Origin of the sequence: Vulcanococcus sp. CPBay_Sum15L08_68, from assembly GCF_017855895.1 — a bacterium.
GTDB lineage: Bacteria > Cyanobacteriota > Cyanobacteriia > PCC-6307 > Cyanobiaceae > Vulcanococcus.
On sequence record NZ_JAFMFX010000052.1, the window covers coordinates 1 to 12133 of the forward strand.

A 12133-nucleotide genomic window follows, 5' to 3' on the forward strand; every position below is an offset into this window, starting at 1 on the left:
ACGTAACGCTGACTACGTCACCCCCCCATCGGATACGGCTCAATTGGAGGAGCCATTCGTCGCCGCATGACGGGTTCGATCGAGATCCCCACGTCATCCACCACGCCTCAGGTCAAACTCCACTACTGGACCAATGGCGGAGCCCAGAGCGTTGTTGTCCCCCTCGATGAGGAGGTCCAGCGCCACCGCCTGTTGCTCTCCAACGGAGCCGTCCTGCTCAAGCGGGAACTGATGGCCGCCTAGGCAAAAAAAAAGCCCCGCCAAAGGCAGGGCTTTTCGGGATTCGCTTCAAGGGTGTGACCTTGTTTCCACCTTTGAGGCGAATCCACTCCTCACACGCACCAACCGTCGCCAGAGGACTGGCACAGTGCCAGTTCTTTGTAACCAGTTGTTCAACCGCACAGGCTCTGGGACATTCGCTTCCCTAGAACGGCGCTTGGAAACATTCCATTCCAACCTCACACCACGGCAAGCCCCCTCGGCATGAGGGGGCTTTTTTGTGACTGGAGCTTGCCCACAAAAAACCCCGCCGAGGGCGGGGTCGGGGGGTGTGAGGAATGGTGCAACCCATGCAGGTAGACCATGCCGCCGGCATGAACCAGTGGAGCGCTGATGGCCGCTGTTCCACCTCGGCGGTACTTCTGCTCTAGCCAGGACCTGGGCGGTTGGCAGCGGGTGCTTCTGCTTAGTTGCTGACGATCAGGGTCTGGGCTGCACTGCGGCGGACCAGCTCGGCCAGGCTCAACATCTCGGCCCTGTGGATCAGGCCGATGCAACCGCCGGTTCCGCTGTTCCAGTTGCGGCCTGCACTTGGGTCCAGGTGGATTCCTAAAACGCGGCGGCCCGTGCGGAAGAGGGGCTCGAGGCCGATCCAGACGGGGCCGAGCTCCCGCGGATACTCATGGCCCAATGGTTCGACTGCGCCGATCGAATAGGTCCCTGGCGGGAGGGGCGCCTGGCTACCCAGTTGGTGCCGGTTGGCGCCTTGGTATTCCGCCCGTCCGCTGACGGCTTCGAAATGCCGCACCGGTTGTCCAGGGATCTCGAGTTTCAGGTCCCAGATCGGATCCCCTGTGCGGGGGAGGCGGCGGTTGGTGCGCTCAAACGTCAGCCTTGGGGCCGGCGCTTCCGGCTCGGCAATGGCCAGCTCTTGGGCCGCGGCGGATGGTGCCAGGGTTGCGGCGAGAACGCAGCCACCCAGCAGCTGACCAAGCTTGCGACCCATGGGACTCCCGCGTGAGATCGGGGTGTCCTAGGGGGATTTCTTTTTCTCTCTTCAGAGAAAAACCAGTTGTGCAGTCGGCTCAGCGGCTGTCAGGGCTGACATCGCCTCCTGTGGTGGTCAGGGTGACTTCAGGCGATTGCGGTTCTGAGGCTGCCGATGGAGAGGGAACTGAGCCAGGTGCTCACGCAGTGCCATCACCTCACCAGGCCCTATCGAATCGACAGCGGGGATGGATTCCGCCTGGATCGGATCGATCCGGGCGACACCCTCGATCTGCCCTCCGACAAGAAGGCGGCCCGAGAGGCACTCGAGCAGGGCGTTCAGATGCTCTCGGAGCTGCAGCAGCGTCTTTATGCCCAGAACAAGTGGGCGGTGCTGCTGATCTTTCAAGCGATGGACGCCGCGGGCAAGGACGGAACGATCAAACATGTGATGAGCGGGGTGAATCCCCAGGGCTGCCAGGTGACCTCCTTTAAAGCCCCCTCCGCGCTGGACCTTGATCACGACTACCTCTGGCGCGCCAATCAAGCCCTGCCGGAGCGCGGGCGCATCGGGATTTTTAACCGCAGTTACTACGAAGAGACCCTGGTGGTGCGGGTCCATCCGGAGCTGTTGGCCAAGCAGTCCTTGCCGCCTGATTTGGTCGGGCCAAAGCTCTGGAAACAGCGTTTCGAGGACATTCGCCACTACGAGCGCTATCTGAGCCGTAACGGGGTGGTGGTCCTGAAGTTCTTCTTGCACCTCTCCAAAGAGGAGCAAAAGCGCCGTTTTCTGCAGCGTTTGGAGCGTCCCGAGAAGAACTGGAAGTTTTCAGCGGCCGATATCCGCGAGAGGGGGTTCTGGGAGGACTACAGCCAGGCCTATGAGGAGATGATTCGCGAGACCGCCACAGCCCATGCGCCGTGGTTTGTTGTCCCGGCCGATCACAAGTGGTTCACCCGTTTGGTGGTCGCAGCGGCGGTGATTGAGCGTTTGGATGGCCTGGATCTGCGCTATCCCGAGGTCAGCCAGGAGGCAAAGCAGGCCCTGGCCCAGGCGCGCGAGCAGTTGCTGGCTGAGTGATGCGGTCGCCTGTCGTAGCGATCCGCTGACAGAGCCGCTGCTGCGTGAGGGAAGTCGGTGACGATAGGAGCCGTCGCCATCCAGGGCAGAACTGTGACGCAAAGCAACTCCAACGCCAAGAGCAGCAACCAGCGTCCCTTCGCCTGGATCCGCGACCTGATTCCCTCGGGGATCAAAGAAAAGATTAAGGAGACGGTTCCTGGGATCGCTCCGCCTTCCAGCGACTCCATCGAGGTTGTCGAGGGTGTCCAGGACGCTTCCACCCACGTGGTGTTTCTACCCCGTGATCCCCAATGGGCCTACTGCTTCTGGTCCATCAGCGCGGCGGATCGCAAGAGCGCCCAGAAGGCCGGTGCGACCCAGCTCTGCATTCGTCTAGCGGACGTGACGGGCCTAGGCGGCGAGCAGTCCCATCCCCACACCCTGCAGGAGCTGGTGGTGGATGGCAACGCCAGTGAATGGTTCTTGCCCGTGCCCCTCGATGGCCGCGACTACCGCGTCGAGTTGGGCTATCGCCTGCGCTCCGGTGGTTGGTATTCCCTGGCCTTCTCGGCCGTGGCTCACGTCCCAGGCATGGAGCCCTCCCAGCGCATTGCCGATGCCTTTGTTCCCTTCTCCCTGGAGGTTGGCCCGAGCGCTGCTCCTCAAGCGCTGACCACCCCCAGCTTTGGTGCGGGCGTGCAGCACGAGCAGCACTACCAGCGGGCGACCCTTCCCACCCGTAGCCGCCGCGTCGGCTCCGAGGTGCTGCACGAATACGACCTGGCGGGCCCTGGTCCCCTGAATGATTCCGGGGTGGGTGTCTGGGCCAGTGGCCGCACCGAGTCCGGTGCTGGCGCAGCCCGTCAGCGCTCCTTCTGGTTGGTGGCTGATGCCGAGCTGATCGTCTACGGCGCCACGGATCCTGCCGCCAGCCTGTTCATCGGTGACGAGCAGATTCAGCTGGAGCGCGATGGCAGCTTCCGCATTCACGTCCCCTTCCGTGATGGTGAGCAGCTCTACCCGGTTCGCGCGATTGCCGCTGATGGTGAGCAGGAGCGCTCCATTGCGATGGAGTTTGAGCGCCGCACCCCCCACGCTCGGGTCAACACCGCCGAAGAGGCCCAGACCGAGTGGTTCTAACGGCTGGTTTTCGACAGGTCTCGGAAACCCCCGCTTTCCGTTGCGGCGGTGCTAAAAAAATCCAGTTCTGATCGTTCCGGAATGGACTACCTCGTGCTTGCCTCCGCTGTCGCTCCCCGAGGCGTTCCCGTGATCCTGCCGGCCCTCGGCGGTGCAGGTTTGATTGCCCTGCTGGTCTTCTTCCTGTCTCAGGCTTCCGCCAAGAGCTGAGACCGTTCATCGAAGCCGCCGCGCCTAGTCCTGGGCGGCGGCTTTTTTGTGTTCGGCTTCGGCTGGATCGGGCTGCGTGAAGGTCAAGACGCAGTAGTAGCGCGTATTGCCGTAGCCGATCTCCACGTCGTTGCAGTTGCTGCTGGTCACCCTGGCCCCCTTGGGCAGTTGTGACATGGCCTCCTGCCAGGCCTGTTGGCGGCTAAGGGGTGATTGCGAGGAGACGGATCCTTCCGCAGCCAGGCCCTGCATTGAGAATCCAAGCAGTGCGGCGGTGCCGACGGCCAAGCTGCTCTGGCGCCAACCGTTCATTGGGGTTCAGCGGCTCTCTCCAGACATAGCTACGGACGGCTCCAGTCCGTTGATCCAGCGCCGACCGGCGGGGACCAAGGACCGCTCGACTTCCCGCCAGGGAAATCCCCCCTGCTTGCAGTCGAGGTCCTCCCCCATGCCGTAGCCCAGGCCGTCATGGACCTCCTCGAGGGCCTGCGGGAAGCTCAGCTGCTTGATCGAGGCGTAGACCCGCGCAATCGCGTTGACCTCGCCGGGGGTGCTGCTCCCGTTGGCGTAACGCTCACGTAGCGCTTGTGCAGAGTGCATGGGCTGGGCCTTCCCCTCTGCCCTCAAGGCTGGCAGCGGATTGCTGGGCTAGCTCGGATTGAGGGCCTGACATTCGAAAAACGTTTCCTTCAGGCTGCTGTGATCGCGATCCAGCGATCCCGTCCCTTGCATGGCCATGCTTAGCCGCGATTCCAGTCCGAGCAGCGCGGTGTAGCAGCGCAGTTGGTTGGCATCATCGGCGCGGTTTTTCAGTTGATGGGAGGTCCCCATCGCCGCGCTGCAGTCCGCCCGCGAACCACCGTTGAAGCAGCGCATGGCCGCCTGTTGCAGGCTGAGCAGGGACTGGGCCTGGGCCGCTGGAGCGGCCAGCAGCGCGAAGAGCAGGAGCCAGCGGCGGTTCAACGGGGCATCGGCCGATGAGCGCAACACTAAGAAGCCGGCCCCGATTGGAGCCGGCTGCGGACGTCTTGCGTTGTGATCGCGCTAGTGCGTGTGCGGAGCCTCCTCGCTGTGGTCGTGCTGCCAGCGGGTCAGGGTCGCTGGGGAGAACTTGTGTCCATGCTTGCGGGCAACAGAAACGACGCAGCTGTTGTTCTCGCCGCACTTGTCGAGCTCGCGCTGCATGCTTGTGTTGCCCTTGGCTTTACGCATGAACAGTTCAAGTTGATGTCTTGACATGGCGTATTCCATGGAAAGATCCACCTACCGCTAGCGGTAGATCTGCTGCGATTGGCCTGAGTTCAGCTTCTCTCCCTGTTGAAGATTGTCTGTGTTTGTTCTCTCTATTCAGAGAAAAAGATCGGGTCTTGGCCCCCTCGGTAGGGTCATGGGCATGAGCGTTGCTTCCCCTCTGGTCCGGCTCCTGGGTGGTTGTGCGGCTGCCGTTGCCGTCTTGGCTGCTCCAGTCTTCGCGGCGGAGCCTGATCCCTATGCCCAGTTCATGGGGCACTACGAACGGGTCTTGAAGGCTCAGAATTCGGGCGATCTCTATCGCCTCTGCCGCTCCATGCAGGCGATGGATGGCCTGTTGATTGAGCACTTCGCCGTGTTTGAGCAGCGCGATCCCGCTACGGACTGGATGGAGGTGCGGGCCTCCTACAAGCCTGTCCTCGACGACCAGTGCGGCCAGGTCAGTGTTCCCCAGAAGAGCCCGCCGAAGGGGGATGCTCCTGCTGCCAAGCCCCAGAGCTAAGGCTCAGTCGTCGCTCTGCAGGAAGCGCGGAGCGAAGCGCCAGGCCAACACAAGGCTCGCGAGGCCGTAGGCCACAAAGGTGGTCGCTTGGCCGAAGCTGCCCGTGCCATACAGCTCACGCTCCAGCAGGACGTAATCCATCACGGACGCCACTGTCCCCCAGAGGATCACCCAAACCGAGACATAGGCAATGCCCTTGAGCGTGCGTTCCATGCTCACCACATCCACTCGTCAGGGGAGGGGATGCCGCTTTCGCGGCGCACCCGAGCGATGCGTTCGCTGGCGCGCTGCTGTTCTTCGCTGCGGCTCAGCCAGGGCCGAATCCGATTGGCCGCCTTGCTGGCATCCAGGGCGGAGGGCAGTCGGGTCAGCTTGTAGTTCGCCCCGTTATGGGTGGTGGTCTCCGTCATCGCGCTATCGGTTCAGCCAAAGCTTGATCGCAACCGTGGCGGCGGCCGCCGCCAAGATCCAATAGAGCCAGGTCAGGTTCAGCACCGTCGCCAGCACCAGGCCGATCACAAAGAAGACCAGAAATCGGCCGAGGGTCATTTCTGCTTCGCTTGATAAATCGACCCTAACGCACTGCGGCGGTTGCTCTTTCAGTGAAAGAAGCGGCCAAAAAAGAAGTGGAACTTTCCATGCCCAACGCGTTTTGTTGTGCAGCCTTGGCGGAGAGTTGATGCAGGCGTGATGTCCCAACCGGTGTTGGTGGTGGGTGCGGGGCCAGTAGGTCTCACCCTGGCGCTGGCCCTGCGTCAGCAGGACATCGCCGTTCGGGTGGTGGAACGGGAGCCGAAACCCTCCGAGCGCTCCAAGGCCCTGGTGATCTGGCCGCGGACCCTGGAGTTGTTGGATCTCCAGGGCTGCGTTGAGCCCTTCTTGAAGGCTGGGATTCAGGGCCATGGAGCCCGGATCCAGGCTGGTCAACGCCTGCTGGCGGCGCTCTCCTTTTCCAAGGTGCAGAGCGCCTTCCCTTACGCCTTGATGATTCCCCAGAACCGCACGGAGGCGGTTTTGACCCAGTTGCTGGCGGAGCGGGGTGTCTCGGTGGAGCGCCAGCTGGAACTCAGCGGGTTCGCCGCCTCCGATGGCGGTGTGACGGCCGAACTCAGCCGAGCCGATGGCAGCACGGAAACGATGGAGTGCAGTTATCTGCTGGGCTGCGATGGTGCCCACAGCCTTGTGCGCCATCAGCTGGGTCTGGCCTACAGCGGCGAAACCCTGGAATCGAATTGGGTTCTGGCGGACGTCAAGCTCGACGGCCCCGCAGCTTCCGATCAGGTGGCCGTGGTCTGGAATCCCGAGGGGATCCTGGCCCTGTTCCCGATCGTCGGAGATCGCTTCCGCATCATTGGCGATGTCTCGGGGACGGAGGCGGCCGATCCCAGCCTGGAGCAGGTTCAGAGCCTGGTGGAGCAGCGCTTGGGATCAGGCTTCCGCGCCCATGATCCGATCTGGCTCAGTCATTTCCGGATCAACGAGCGCAAGGTCGATCGCTACAGCGTCGGGCGGGTCTTCTTGGCGGGCGATGCGGCCCATATCCACAGCCCGGCCGGGGGCCAGGGCATGAACACCGGGATGCAGGATGCCTTCAACTTGGCTTGGAAACTGGCCCTGGTGCTGCAGGGCAAGGCGGGGCCACAGCTGCTGGAGACCTATTCCCCGGAACGCAGCGGGATTGGCGATCGGGTGCTGCGCAATGCCGGTGTGTTGACGCGGGTGGCTCTGCTGCGGCAGCCCCTGCTGCGTCGGCTGCGGAATCTGGCGTTCACGAATTTGGGCCGCAGTCGTCGCGTTCAAGGTCGCCTGGTGGCGCAGCTCTGCGAGACCGATCTGCACTACCGCGGCAGTGCCCTGGCTCCGGTTCTGGCTCGCTCAGGAGGCGGACTGCGCCCCGGTGAGCGCACGCCGGATCTGCCCTGCCAGGGCCCCAGTGGCCAGACGCGACTGCACGCCCTGCTGCGCTCCGGTCGCTTTGTGTTGCTGTCTGTTGGTGCGCCGCTGCCGCCGGCCGGCTCTGCCCTGGCGAGCGATTGGTTGGTTCCGGCCAGCGCAGAACCCCAGGAGGGCTACGTGGCTGGCCAGACCTATCTGATTAGGCCGGATGCCTACCTCTGCAGCAGTAGTCCCAGTGCCGATCAGGAGCGCCTTGTGGCCCTGTGGGATCAGTGGCGCTGAGCTGGTTTTCGACGAGTTGCATCGAAGAGTGGAAGATTTGATTAAGTCCGAAGAACGGATATTCAGGTTTGATCAGTTTTGGGTTGATCAGCAAAAAACACCATGTTCTGGCCTTTCCGGACTAGCTCCTCCATCGGTGTCGATCTGGGGACGGCGAACACCCTGATGTACGTATCAGGCAAAGGAATCGTCCTCGACGAGCCCTCAGTTGTCGCTCTTGATTTAGAACGCGGCATCCCACTGGAGGTGGGAGAAGGCGCGAAACGCATGATCGGTAAAACACCTAAAGCGATCCAGGCGATTCGTCCCCTGCGCGATGGCGTGATTGCTGATTACGCCGCCGCCGAGCTCATGATCCAAACCTTCATGCGCCGCGGTAATGCCGGTAAGTCCACCGCCCCTCGCATGGTGGTTGGCATCCCCAGCAGCATCACCGACGTGGAGCGCCGGGCTGTCCGTGAAGCCGGCATCACCGGCTCCAAAGAGGTCTATCTGATCGATGAGACCGTGGCCGCCGCCATTGGCGCTGGCCTGCCGATCACCGAACCCGTCGGCAGCATGATCGTTGACATCGGTGGTGGCACAACCGACGTGGCTGTTCTGAGCCTCGGCTCACCCGTGTCGAGCGAGTCCATTCGGATTGCCGGTGATGAAATCACCGAGAGCATTGCGGACTACCTCAAAAAGACCTATGGCCTGGTGATCGGTGAATCCACCGCTGAGAAGGTCAAGATCAGCATCGGCTCGGCCCATTCCAATGCCCGCAACGATGAGCGGCATATGGAGGTGAGCGGCTTCAACAACCGCACCGGACTTCCCGAGAGCATCACCGTCACCGCCGGTGAAATTCGTGAGGCGATCCAACAACCTCTTGGTGCCATCGTCGACTCGATTAAGCGCGTCCTGGAGAGCACTCCCCCTGAGCTCGCCGCTGACGTTCACGCCCGCGGAATCGTGCTCGCCGGTGGTGGTGCCTTGATCCCGGGGATCAGTGACTTGATTACTGAATCCACGGGCATCTTCACCATCGTTGCCGATGATCCGCTCCACTGTGTCGTCAATGGCTGCGGTCATGTTCTTGAGGATTGGCAGAACCTCAAGCGCTGCACCAGCGCTGACGCCTAGGTCCGCTCTCCGGCCTTAAAACACTGGCCCCCGGATCACCCGGGGGCTTTTTTGTGTCCTAGCTGGCCTGGGTGAGGGCCAGGAGTGCCAGCACCTTGTCTTCCAGTTGGTTGATTCGTCTCCACTGCGCGGTGCCCATCGTGCTGGGGGCCAGTTCAGCGCGCAGGTCCTCCAATAGGCCCAGGGTCTCTCGGGCGGTGCTCTGGAGTGACGCCGTCTTGATCTTCATCAAGGATCCGCAGTCGAGCCCATCAAACAAGCCCCTTCGTTGGCGTCAAGGGCTGTTCTCTTCATGCCAATAGAGCAGGGAGTTGGCTCGGTGCAAACCAGTGACGGTCTGGCAGAGGCCTGAGGCCCAGCAGACCCGGTAGTCGCCATCACGCAGGGCTTCGATGCTGGAGCCCTTGGGGGTGATCACCAGCACCCGGTCTGGATTGATTGCGCAATGCTCCATCGCCTCCTCGTCTGCCGATCAGTCATGGCTCAGCTGCCTGGGGATTGGCAAGCCTGGGCCTGGCCTGAATTTTTCGCCTGCGCGAGGTATTTAGACAGTGTTAGGGCTGGTTCATGGACCAGATCCAACGACCAGAATTCGAGACTGTCCTCACGACGCTGCACCAGAGTTTCTCCGGTGATCGGGGTGTGGGACGGGCCTTTTGGGAGAAGGGGCTGATCGAGCGCGTGGAGTCCCATGCGCTCACGCCCCATCGCCTCAAGGAGGCCTGCGGATTGGTGCGCTCCTACGAATGGGCCGAGCACTACGTGCTGGAGGCCCCTGATCTCCATGAGGCCTGGAGCCGTTCTTTGGAGGTGCTGACCGCCACCAACAATCTGCTGGCCTGGGCCTCGGAATTGGGGTTGATCTATTCGCGCTCCACCAGTGCGGATTGATGCTCCTCGGGGCTAGAGCGTCGAGCGCCATTCGTTGAGCAGCTGGTAGCGCCACTCCGGCCTGATCAGCTCGCTGCGGAAGACCGCGAACTGGTGTTGGGGGTAGTCCGCTTCGGCGAGCGACTTGGCCTGCTGCCGGTTCTCTGCGACCACGTGGAAGCGGCCATAGTCAGCCGGCCCGGAGTGAAAGACCTCAAAAATGTGATTCATCGCGTCCATGGCCTCTGCCTCCGGCCTAGCAACGCGATGCCCTTGTCGTCAGCGCCTCAGCTCAGATACCAGCGCACCAGCGCCAAGACCTGGCCGGCTGGCCCAAAGCCCGTGAGCCATTCGCCAACCAGGGCCGCGGCAAAGCCGACCATGGCGACCCGGCCGTTGAGTTGCTCGACGGCCTTCAGAGCGGAGACGTCCCAGGGTCTCTGGGAGGTCATGCTCTTGCCGAAGGACTCGACCGGTTCGTAGCGGAACTCCTGTTTGTTCATCGCGAGCGCCTGGGCCGGATCAGAAACAGAAGGGAAGGTACTGGGTGTGGCAGGCGGCGTAGCCGTCAATCAGGGGACCCAGGCCGATCTGGTGGGCGATGCCCTGGCCGGTGAGGCCCTCGGTGATGATCCCGATCACGATGCCGAGCATCGCCATCCGACCGTTGAAGCGCTCGACCTGCTTGAGCTGCTGCGCGTGAATCAGCTCTTCAGCGCGGTTCTGGCACCACTGGTCTGTGACTTGGTTGTTGTTCATGACTGTTGGGGTTCGGATTTGAGTAGGGATGCGGCAATCCAGCCGGCGAAGAGAAGAACTGCGGTCAGGGCCATCGTTTATTTGCGGGTGGGGCCCAGGTCGCTGGGGCGAGAGAGCACATACACCACCCCTGCGGTCAGGAGCGCACCCACGACAACCATCGCTGTGATGGCCATCCCGTAATCGGCTTCCATGGTGGTGTTGCGAAACGTAAAGCAAATGTAACTCTCTGTAACGTGCTTTGGCAAGTCGTCTGCGCCGGCTCGACAGTCCCGTTAACGCGACCGGCAGCTTCCTTGTTCCGTTTCCTGTTCAACCTGCTCTGGTTTGTCCTGGGCGGACTGGTCATGGGCCTGGGCTGGTGGTTCGCAGGCCTGCTCTGTGCCATCAGCGTGGTGGGCCTGCCCTGGGCTCGCTCCTGCTTCGTGATCGGCAACTTCTCCTTTTGGCCTTTCGGTCAGGAGGCCATTTCGCGCCAGACCCTCACGGGCCGCCGCGATTGGGGTACGGGTCCCCTGGGGACCATGGGGAACGTGATTTGGTTTCTCGTGGCCGGTTGGTGGCTGGCGATCGGTCACCTGGCCTCAGCCCTGGCCTGCTTCCTCACGGTTGTGGGAATTCCCTTTGGCCTGCAGCACATCAAGTTGGCGCTGATCGCCTTGGCTCCCGTCGGCATGACGGTCGTTCCGAAGCGTTGAGCTGGGCTCATCCAGAAGCGAGGCCTTGAGCAGTCCGGCGATGCCCCAGATCAGTTCCAGCGGATCGGTGAGCAGCAGCACAACGGCAGGGCCTGGTCCCCTTCCCTAGCGACGCGGCTGGATCAGCGGATCGAGACGCAGGGTTCTGTTCAGCTTTTGCGCAGGTGTGTGTTGCAGGCCGTCGCTCTGGCTAGGACGAGGGTCCACCTCCCACTTGCCATGCTTCGGCGCTACCAGGTCTGGAGTTGCAGTTCCTCCACTCCGGGTGCGCGCTCAGTGCAGGCGGAGAACCGTGAGCAGGCCATTGCCCTGGCGCGGCGCTTCCATCCGACGGGCCCCCTGGTGGCCATCGACGCGGAGTTGATGGAGCTAGCGCACCCGATCGCTGGTGAAGGCGGCCACCATCCAGGCCAGCAGGCTGAGCACCGCGGCACCAAAGGCGAGGAAGGCCAATAGGACGTGTTCCATCGCTCCCTTTTAGGACGCTTGCCTGTGAATCGCTGCTCATGGCTAACGCCTCTGGCCCTCATTTGTCTCTGCGGCGTACTGGTGCCAGAGGCCTGGGCCCATGACGACCACGGAGCCGCTGGCCTCGGTGTCGAGGTCAGGGAACTCGCGAACTCCAGCAAGGAGTGGGATGGCCGGATCCTTCCGCCCTATCCATCCGGTCAGCCCCAGGTCAAGGTCCTGCGGATCACGATCCCTGCGGGGGTTCGTCTTCCCTTGCATTGGCATCCGGTGATTAATGCCGCGGTGATTCTCAAGGGCGCCCTCTCCCTGGAGTTGGCGGATGGCTCCAGGCGGACCTTTGGCGAGGGCGAGGCCTTGGTGGAGGTGGTCAATACCGTCCACACCGGACAGGCCCTGGGCGATGGCCCCGTGGAGCTGGTCGTCTTCTATGCGGGAGTGCAGGGTTCCCCTACGACGGTCCTGACCACAACGGCCCAGCCCCCGCGTTAGCGCCGGAGCGGCTGGCGGCCTGATGCCACATCAGCAAGGTCGCGAATTCGCGGTTCGCCCGTTCGCTATCGCTGGCGCACTGCTGGCGCAGCCAGGCGCAGCGAGCCAGGTGCGCGAGGTCGGAGGCCGGGAGGCTGATGGGGATGCCCTGCGAACCTGCTCAGCCTGCCA

The 12133-nt window shown here is 62.7% G+C and carries 24 protein-coding genes; 11 read left to right on the top strand and 13 right to left on the bottom strand.

The window, feature by feature from the left end; all coding sequences use genetic code 11:
• Nucleotides 1–66 precede the first annotated feature (66 nt).
• On the top strand, nucleotides 67–243 hold the full coding sequence (locus QZ189_RS08565) for a hypothetical protein (protein WP_010316036.1): 177 nt from the start codon (nucleotides 67–69) through the stop codon (nucleotides 241–243).
• Between the two features lie 442 nt (nucleotides 244–685).
• Here the strand turns inward: QZ189_RS08565 and QZ189_RS08570 are convergent, their stop codons facing one another.
• A complete protein-coding gene (locus QZ189_RS08570; RefSeq protein ID WP_296421541.1) occupies nucleotides 686–1225 on the bottom strand; it encodes a hypothetical protein in 540 nt (179 codons plus the stop codon).
• Between the two features lie 156 nt (nucleotides 1226–1381).
• Between QZ189_RS08570 and QZ189_RS08575 the strand changes: the two genes are divergently transcribed.
• From QZ189_RS08575 to QZ189_RS08585, 3 genes are all read left to right on the top strand, one after another.
• The gene (locus tag QZ189_RS08575) at nucleotides 1382–2287 is read left to right on the top strand and encodes a polyphosphate kinase 2 family protein (protein ID WP_296418598.1); all 906 of its coding nucleotides are present in this window, start codon (nucleotides 1382–1384) and stop codon (nucleotides 2285–2287) included.
• Between the two features lie 93 nt (nucleotides 2288–2380).
• Nucleotides 2381–3409 carry a DUF4912 domain-containing protein gene (locus QZ189_RS08580; RefSeq protein WP_296421542.1) on the top strand — a complete coding sequence of 343 codons (1029 nt, stop codon included), beginning with the start codon at nucleotides 2381–2383 and terminating at the stop codon, nucleotides 3407–3409.
• Between the two features lie 81 nt (nucleotides 3410–3490).
• Nucleotides 3491–3619, top strand: a complete 129-nt coding sequence (locus QZ189_RS08585) for a hypothetical protein (protein WP_010316044.1) — start codon at nucleotides 3491–3493, stop codon at nucleotides 3617–3619.
• Nucleotides 3620–3643: 24 nt separating this feature from the next.
• Here QZ189_RS08585 and QZ189_RS08590 read toward each other — a convergent pair whose 3' ends face one another.
• From QZ189_RS08590 to QZ189_RS08605, 4 genes are read right to left on the bottom strand one after another with little or no spacing between them, the layout of a single operon-like run.
• Nucleotides 3644–3931, bottom strand: a complete 288-nt coding sequence (locus QZ189_RS08590; protein WP_010316046.1) for a hypothetical protein — start codon at nucleotides 3929–3931, stop codon at nucleotides 3644–3646.
• 6 nt (nucleotides 3932–3937) lie between these two features.
• Nucleotides 3938–4219: a hypothetical protein gene (locus tag QZ189_RS08595; protein ID WP_247477611.1), complete on the bottom strand. Its 282-nt coding sequence runs from the start codon at nucleotides 4217–4219 to the stop codon at nucleotides 3938–3940.
• 48 nt (nucleotides 4220–4267) lie between these two features.
• Complete coding sequence (locus QZ189_RS08600) at nucleotides 4268–4609, bottom strand: hypothetical protein (RefSeq protein WP_247477612.1); 342 nt, start codon at nucleotides 4607–4609, stop codon at nucleotides 4268–4270.
• 54 nt (nucleotides 4610–4663) lie between these two features.
• Nucleotides 4664–4870, bottom strand: a complete 207-nt coding sequence (locus QZ189_RS08605) for a Nif11 family protein (protein WP_296416525.1) — start codon at nucleotides 4868–4870, stop codon at nucleotides 4664–4666.
• Nucleotides 4871–5012: 142 nt separating this feature from the next.
• Between QZ189_RS08605 and QZ189_RS08610 the strand changes: the two genes are divergently transcribed.
• On the top strand, nucleotides 5013–5372 hold the full coding sequence (locus QZ189_RS08610) for a hypothetical protein (protein WP_296421543.1): 360 nt from the start codon (nucleotides 5013–5015) through the stop codon (nucleotides 5370–5372).
• Between the two features lie 3 nt (nucleotides 5373–5375).
• Here the strand turns inward: QZ189_RS08610 and QZ189_RS08615 are convergent, their stop codons facing one another.
• From QZ189_RS08615 to QZ189_RS08625, 3 genes are read right to left on the bottom strand one after another with little or no spacing between them, the layout of a single operon-like run.
• Nucleotides 5376–5585, bottom strand: coding sequence for a hypothetical protein (locus QZ189_RS08615; protein ID WP_029626211.1), 210 nt, complete (start codon nucleotides 5583–5585; stop codon nucleotides 5376–5378).
• Nucleotides 5586–5587: 2 nt separating this feature from the next.
• Complete coding sequence (locus QZ189_RS08620) at nucleotides 5588–5782, bottom strand: hypothetical protein (RefSeq protein ID WP_010316058.1); 195 nt, start codon at nucleotides 5780–5782, stop codon at nucleotides 5588–5590.
• A 4-nt stretch (nucleotides 5783–5786) separates the two neighbouring features.
• Nucleotides 5787–5921 (bottom strand): hypothetical protein, encoded by a 135-nt coding sequence (locus QZ189_RS08625; protein WP_010316060.1) that lies wholly within the window; start codon nucleotides 5919–5921, stop codon nucleotides 5787–5789.
• 141 nt (nucleotides 5922–6062) lie between these two features.
• Here QZ189_RS08625 and QZ189_RS08630 point away from each other — a divergent pair, with 141 nt between their 5' ends.
• Both QZ189_RS08630 and QZ189_RS08635 read left to right on the top strand, forming a co-directional pair.
• Complete coding sequence (locus QZ189_RS08630) at nucleotides 6063–7550, top strand: FAD-dependent monooxygenase (protein WP_296421544.1); 1488 nt, start codon at nucleotides 6063–6065, stop codon at nucleotides 7548–7550.
• A gap of 102 nt (nucleotides 7551–7652) precedes the next feature.
• Nucleotides 7653–8675 (top strand): rod shape-determining protein, encoded by a 1023-nt coding sequence (locus QZ189_RS08635; RefSeq protein ID WP_296421545.1) that lies wholly within the window; start codon nucleotides 7653–7655, stop codon nucleotides 8673–8675.
• Between the two features lie 58 nt (nucleotides 8676–8733).
• Here QZ189_RS08635 and QZ189_RS08640 read toward each other — a convergent pair whose 3' ends face one another.
• Together QZ189_RS08640 and QZ189_RS08645 are read right to left on the bottom strand one after the other, a co-directional pair.
• On the bottom strand, nucleotides 8734–8904 hold the full coding sequence (locus tag QZ189_RS08640) for a hypothetical protein (protein WP_156797859.1): 171 nt from the start codon (nucleotides 8902–8904) through the stop codon (nucleotides 8734–8736).
• A 45-nt stretch (nucleotides 8905–8949) separates the two neighbouring features.
• Nucleotides 8950–9129 carry a hypothetical protein gene (locus QZ189_RS08645; RefSeq protein ID WP_010316068.1) on the bottom strand — a complete coding sequence of 60 codons (180 nt, stop codon included), beginning with the start codon at nucleotides 9127–9129 and terminating at the stop codon, nucleotides 8950–8952.
• A 113-nt stretch (nucleotides 9130–9242) separates the two neighbouring features.
• Here QZ189_RS08645 and QZ189_RS08650 point away from each other — a divergent pair, with 113 nt between their 5' ends.
• Nucleotides 9243–9566: a hypothetical protein gene (locus QZ189_RS08650; protein WP_010316070.1), complete on the top strand. Its 324-nt coding sequence runs from the start codon at nucleotides 9243–9245 to the stop codon at nucleotides 9564–9566.
• Nucleotides 9567–9578: 12 nt separating this feature from the next.
• Here the strand turns inward: QZ189_RS08650 and QZ189_RS08655 are convergent, their stop codons facing one another.
• Genes QZ189_RS08655 through QZ189_RS08665 form a run of 3 tightly spaced genes read right to left on the bottom strand, consistent with a single transcriptional unit; the run spans nucleotide 9579 to nucleotide 10304 of the window.
• A complete protein-coding gene (locus tag QZ189_RS08655; protein ID WP_156797860.1) occupies nucleotides 9579–9776 on the bottom strand; it encodes a hypothetical protein in 198 nt (65 codons plus the stop codon).
• Between the two features lie 56 nt (nucleotides 9777–9832).
• On the bottom strand, nucleotides 9833–10048 hold the full coding sequence (locus tag QZ189_RS08660; protein ID WP_010316074.1) for a chlorophyll a/b-binding protein: 216 nt from the start codon (nucleotides 10046–10048) through the stop codon (nucleotides 9833–9835).
• Between the two features lie 19 nt (nucleotides 10049–10067).
• Nucleotides 10068–10304, bottom strand: a complete 237-nt coding sequence (locus tag QZ189_RS08665) for a chlorophyll a/b-binding protein (RefSeq protein WP_010316075.1) — start codon at nucleotides 10302–10304, stop codon at nucleotides 10068–10070.
• 296 nt (nucleotides 10305–10600) lie between these two features.
• Here QZ189_RS08665 and QZ189_RS08670 point away from each other — a divergent pair, with 296 nt between their 5' ends.
• From QZ189_RS08670 to QZ189_RS08680, 3 genes are all read left to right on the top strand, one after another.
• Nucleotides 10601–11002: a YccF domain-containing protein gene (locus tag QZ189_RS08670; protein WP_010316079.1), complete on the top strand. Its 402-nt coding sequence runs from the start codon at nucleotides 10601–10603 to the stop codon at nucleotides 11000–11002.
• Nucleotides 11003–11221: 219 nt separating this feature from the next.
• Nucleotides 11222–11458: a hypothetical protein gene (locus tag QZ189_RS08675; RefSeq protein ID WP_010316082.1), complete on the top strand. Its 237-nt coding sequence runs from the start codon at nucleotides 11222–11224 to the stop codon at nucleotides 11456–11458.
• Between the two features lie 93 nt (nucleotides 11459–11551).
• Entirely contained in the window at nucleotides 11552–11962 is a 411-nt protein-coding gene (locus QZ189_RS08680; protein ID WP_296421546.1) for a cupin domain-containing protein, read from the top strand.
• Nucleotides 11963–12133: the final 171 nt, after the last annotated feature.

Bases quoted from the DNA above. Each gene is read 5' to 3' on its own strand.
- QZ189_RS08640 (WP_156797859.1), bottom strand. From the start codon at position 8,904: ATGAAGATCAAGACGGCGTCACTCCAGAGCACCGCCCGAGAGACCCTG.
- QZ189_RS08635 (WP_296421545.1), top strand. From the start codon at position 7,653: ATGTTCTGGCCTTTCCGGACTAGCTCCTCCATCGGTGTCGATCTGGGG.
- QZ189_RS08665 (WP_010316075.1), bottom strand. From the start codon at position 10,304: ATGAACAACAACCAAGTCACAGACCAGTGGTGCCAGAACCGCGCTGAA.
- QZ189_RS08630 (WP_296421544.1), top strand. From the start codon at position 6,063: ATGTCCCAACCGGTGTTGGTGGTGGGTGCGGGGCCAGTAGGTCTCACC.
- QZ189_RS08605 (WP_296416525.1), bottom strand. From the start codon at position 4,870: ATGGAATACGCCATGTCAAGACATCAACTTGAACTGTTCATGCGTAAA.
- QZ189_RS08570 (WP_296421541.1), bottom strand. From the start codon at position 1,225: ATGGGTCGCAAGCTTGGTCAGCTGCTGGGTGGCTGCGTTCTCGCCGCA.
- QZ189_RS08585 (WP_010316044.1), top strand. From the start codon at position 3,491: ATGGACTACCTCGTGCTTGCCTCCGCTGTCGCTCCCCGAGGCGTTCCC.
- QZ189_RS08675 (WP_010316082.1), top strand. From the start codon at position 11,222: ATGCTTCGGCGCTACCAGGTCTGGAGTTGCAGTTCCTCCACTCCGGGT.
- QZ189_RS08625 (WP_010316060.1), bottom strand. From the start codon at position 5,921: ATGACCCTCGGCCGATTTCTGGTCTTCTTTGTGATCGGCCTGGTGCTG.
- QZ189_RS08620 (WP_010316058.1), bottom strand. From the start codon at position 5,782: ATGACGGAGACCACCACCCATAACGGGGCGAACTACAAGCTGACCCGA.
- QZ189_RS08650 (WP_010316070.1), top strand. From the start codon at position 9,243: ATGGACCAGATCCAACGACCAGAATTCGAGACTGTCCTCACGACGCTG.
- QZ189_RS08645 (WP_010316068.1), bottom strand. From the start codon at position 9,129: ATGGAGCATTGCGCAATCAATCCAGACCGGGTGCTGGTGATCACCCCC.
- QZ189_RS08590 (WP_010316046.1), bottom strand. From the start codon at position 3,931: ATGAACGGTTGGCGCCAGAGCAGCTTGGCCGTCGGCACCGCCGCACTG.
- QZ189_RS08615 (WP_029626211.1), bottom strand. From the start codon at position 5,585: ATGGAACGCACGCTCAAGGGCATTGCCTATGTCTCGGTTTGGGTGATC.
- QZ189_RS08575 (WP_296418598.1), top strand. From the start codon at position 1,382: ATGGAGAGGGAACTGAGCCAGGTGCTCACGCAGTGCCATCACCTCACC.
- QZ189_RS08655 (WP_156797860.1), bottom strand. From the start codon at position 9,776: ATGAATCACATTTTTGAGGTCTTTCACTCCGGGCCGGCTGACTATGGC.
- QZ189_RS08565 (WP_010316036.1), top strand. From the start codon at position 67: ATGACGGGTTCGATCGAGATCCCCACGTCATCCACCACGCCTCAGGTC.
- QZ189_RS08595 (WP_247477611.1), bottom strand. From the start codon at position 4,219: ATGCACTCTGCACAAGCGCTACGTGAGCGTTACGCCAACGGGAGCAGC.
- QZ189_RS08610 (WP_296421543.1), top strand. From the start codon at position 5,013: ATGAGCGTTGCTTCCCCTCTGGTCCGGCTCCTGGGTGGTTGTGCGGCT.
- QZ189_RS08660 (WP_010316074.1), bottom strand. From the start codon at position 10,048: ATGAACAAACAGGAGTTCCGCTACGAACCGGTCGAGTCCTTCGGCAAG.